Below are 1488 nucleotides of genomic sequence, written 5' to 3'. Positions count from 1 at the left end.
TGAGGTCAAGCGCTCACCGCCGGTCCGCCCGCCGCACGTGTCGGCATACGGTGGACGGCATGACGACTCCAGCGGCCGCACCCCTCCCCTACGCCGAGTTCGACGGACATCCGGCCACCGAGGACGACCTGCGCACGGCCGCCTTCTTCGGCTACGGCCACTTCACGGCCATGCAGGTCAGGGACGGCCGGGTGCGGGGCCTGGGGCTGCATCTGGAGCGGCTGGACTCGGCGAACCGCGAGCTGTTCGAACTCCCTCTGGACGGCGACCCGGTACGGGAACTGATCCGGCACGCACTGCAGAGCGCGGGGACCTCGGACGCCTCCGTGCGGGTGCAGGGGCTGCGGCCGCCGGGCGCCGCCGCGACGACCGTCATGGTCACGGTGCGCGGGCCCGCCCGGATGGACCCGCGTCCGGTCGGCCTCAAGTCCGTTCCGTACGCGCGCACCGCGCCGCACCTCAAGCGCCCCGGCGAGTTCGGGCAGACGTACTACGGGGAGCTCGCCCGCAGGGGTGGCTTCGACGACGCGCTGCTGACTCTGCCGGACGGCGCCGTGACCGAGGGCGCTATCACCAACATCGGTTTCTGGGATGGCACTTCGGTCATCTGGCCGCAGGCGCCCGCCCTTCTGGGCATCACCATGGCCCTGCTGGAACAGGAGTTGCCCGGCGCGGGCGTGCCGTCGCTGCGCCGGCCGGTGAACCTGAACGGGCTGGGGGCCTACCGGTCGGCGTTCGTCACCAACTCGCAGGGCATGGCGCCGGTGGCCCGGATCGACGGCACGGAGTTCACGGTCGACGAGGAGCTGATGAAGCGGCTGGCGGCAGCGTACGAGGCCGTGCCCCGGGACATCCTCTGACGGCCACGGATGAACCATGGAACCCGCACAGCACCCGACCGAAGGACCTCCGTCGCGCATGCAGATCCACATCGAGGGCTCCCGCCTGCCCGGCCGCGACTGCGGGCCCGGTGGCGACTTCGCCGGCCGCGAGAACATCCACGTGGGTGTCCAGCGCAAGGACCGGCCCGACGAACTCCTCGGGCTGCACCCCGGCGACGCCCCCGCCGCCCGCTGGACCCTGGACTGCACCACCGCCACGGGCCCGGACGGCATCGAGGTGAGCGGGCCGTACGTGCAGAACCGGCTCGGCGGACGGTTCGTCTACCTGTCGTGGGGCACCGTCGACGGGGACGGGCTGTTCTCCATGTTCCGGCGGGCCAAGCTGATGTTCGCCGACATCGACGCGGACATCCTCGAAGCGGCCGTGCGCTCCGGGCACCTCACCGCACGGCTGCCGCTGTCCGACACCAAGGGGCAGCCGCTCTGCGCGAGGGTCCGGCCGCCCGTCATCACCTGGTCCGCCGCCGCGCCCGCCTGAGGGCGCGCGGCCGGACGGGAGACGCCAGGCCGCACAGGAAACCGCCCCCACCGGGCCCAGGGGGGGTGGGCCCGGTGAAGGCGGTGGCCGGGGCGGTCGTGCACAACC

General features: G+C 72.9%; 2 protein-coding genes. Both read left to right on the top strand.

The genetic code is table 11. The features are described 5' to 3' along the window. Positions 1-59: 59 nt before the first annotated feature. A complete protein-coding gene (locus JGS39_RS40015; RefSeq protein ID WP_219574656.1) occupies positions 60-860 on the top strand; it encodes an aminotransferase class IV family protein in 801 nt (266 codons plus the stop codon). Positions 861-918: 58 nt separating this feature from the next. Then, a complete protein-coding gene (locus JGS39_RS40010; protein ID WP_219574655.1) occupies positions 919-1380 on the top strand; it encodes a DUF5990 family protein in 462 nt (153 codons plus the stop codon). Positions 1381-1488: the final 108 nt, after the last annotated feature.

The sequence above is a fragment of the Streptomyces poriferorum genome (assembly GCF_019399235.1).
In the GTDB taxonomy this organism is placed as follows: Bacteria; Actinomycetota; Actinomycetes; order Streptomycetales; family Streptomycetaceae; genus Streptomyces; species Streptomyces poriferorum.
This window is presented reverse-complemented; position numbering and strand designations above follow the sequence as displayed.

Bases quoted from the DNA above. Each gene is read 5' to 3' on its own strand.
- JGS39_RS40015 (WP_219574656.1), top strand. From the start codon at position 60: ATGACGACTCCAGCGGCCGCACCCCTCCCCTACGCCGAGTTCGACGGA.
- JGS39_RS40010 (WP_219574655.1), top strand. From the start codon at position 919: ATGCAGATCCACATCGAGGGCTCCCGCCTGCCCGGCCGCGACTGCGGG.